The sequence below is a fragment of the Wolbachia endosymbiont of Drosophila nikananu genome, assembly GCF_028981865.1.
Classification (GTDB): Bacteria; Pseudomonadota; Alphaproteobacteria; order Rickettsiales; family Anaplasmataceae; genus Wolbachia; species Wolbachia pipientis_B.
This window is the reverse complement of the sequence record NZ_JAPQLL010000026.1, coordinates 1-1,820: the sequence shown is the minus strand read 5'-3', so window position 1 is coordinate 1,820 and position 1,820 is coordinate 1. Positions and strand designations below refer to the sequence as shown.

The following is a 1,820-nucleotide window of genomic DNA, read 5'->3' as shown; positions in this document are numbered from 1 at the left end:
AATGACCAAAGTCAATAAAAATAGGTTAACGACTTTTTTATATTCCGATATAAAAACAATATATATATTTATTTATAATTATTTTATTATTTTCTTCATGATGCCAAAATAATTATGTAAAAAAGTTTTTAAAATTTTAATATGTGTTAATAAATTATGTAAAAAATTGCCCTTTGCTGTTTTTTATAATGAACAAAGTCCACCTCTGATCACCCCACCGGACCACGAGAATGCGAAAAATAAGAAATGAACCCCATTTTTCGGACAGGGGCTCTGTTGCAGAATTTATGGCGACCGAATTCACCGGGTGAAACCCGTCTGTTAACGGATAAGCATAAAGCAAGCCGCGCCCAATGACGTAACTGAGCCCTGAGGTCGAACTTCAATCTCGTGAACAATGAACTATGCGGACGTTCTGGTATGGAACCGACAACGCTTCATCAATGCCCCATTACCGGCAAGCGCGTCTCACGCTCCAACCCGGCAAACCAGTAAACCAGTGACCTCGCCCCCTGAAGTGCCCTTGATTTGAAGTAAGGTCTGTCCACTGGAGACAGACGATGAAGAAAGCGCGATTTACGCAGGACCAGATTATCGGGCTTCTGAAAGAGCATCAGGCGGGCGCGACAGCTACGGATTTATACGACCAGCACGGGATCAGCGATGCGACGTTCTACACCTGCGGTCGAAATACAGCGGGATGGAGGTGTTGTTGGAAGCGCGGCGGCTCAAGGCTCTTGAAAAAGAGAACGCGATCTTGGCCTGGCAGCAGAAGCCGTCAGTGCTATGGCACTATATCGCACCGGGAAAGCCGCAGCAGAACAGGTTCGTCGAGAGCTTCAACGGCCGGTTCCGTGACGAATTCCTCAACGAGCACCTGTTCCGTAACCTCGGCCACGCCCGATCGGTTATCGACGCATGGCGGGCTGACTACAACGCCTTCAGGCCCCAACACCAGCCTCAATGGCATGACGCCAGAGGCTTTCGCTCAACACGCCAGCAAGGCATACAACAACCCACCGACCCTAACTCAAAACTGAGGGCACGCTTCGGGGCAGGGTCATCTGGCACTCAGCCCCGCATCTCAAAATCGTGGATGATAATCTATGGCAGGCGGTGAGAGTAGACAGAAGGAAATAGCAGAAAACGTCGGCCTTGCCTGGCGAACACGCTGGAAGGTCGCATCCGGCGTCTGATCTGACGAACTGACCTGCCTCCCTCCCTTCCGGCCTTCTGTTCCGTGCCAATGGATCAAGGCGTGGAAGGTCCATGGATTTTATGGCGGACAGGCTTTTGGATGACTTCAATCGTGAAGGACTGGCGATAGAGGTTGATTTTTCCCTGCCGGCCTGTCGCGTTGTCCACTGCCTGGAACAGGTTATGGAGTAGCGTGACAGACCAGAAGCTGTCCGAATGGACAATGGCCTTGAATATGTCAGTCATACGTTGATTTCGTGGGCGGAAAAGCATGGGATTACCCTGATCTATACGCAACCGGGTCATCCGCAGCAGAAGATAGCAACACTTCACGAGAGTCTTCAAAAGGCAGGTAGCGACACGAAGACGGTGGAAGCGATCCGGTCTCTGATCACGCGGATCCGCCTTCTTCCGGAGAATGGTACGCTTGGGATTTTCCTTGAGGGGGATTTAGCTGCGATGCTTATTTTTGCGACAAACAGGAAGAGCGCCATGCATCATCCTGACGCTGGCGTTCTTAGTAAGTTCTTGGTGCAGGATTCATTGGTTGCGGGGGCAGGATTTGAACCTGCGGCCTTCAGGTTATGAGCCTGACGAGCTACCGGGCTGCTCCACCCCGCGGT

1 tRNA gene and 2 pseudogenes are annotated in these 1,820 nt (G+C 50.7%); 2 read left to right on the top strand and 1 reads right to left on the bottom strand.

Annotated features, from left to right (window positions below):
- The first annotated feature begins 560 nt into the window (after positions 1 to 560).
- A pseudogene (locus tag OZD67_RS06360) lies at positions 561 to 1,040 on the top strand (integrase core domain-containing protein).
- 226 nt (positions 1,041 to 1,266) lie between these two features.
- Positions 1,267 to 1,512 (top strand): annotated as a pseudogene (locus OZD67_RS01770) (DDE-type integrase/transposase/recombinase); the annotation flags it as partial.
- A 229-nt stretch (positions 1,513 to 1,741) separates the two neighbouring features.
- Here the strand turns inward: OZD67_RS01770 and OZD67_RS01765 are convergent.
- Positions 1,742 to 1,818: transfer RNA gene (locus tag OZD67_RS01765), tRNA-Met, on the bottom strand.
- Positions 1,819 to 1,820: the final 2 nt, after the last annotated feature.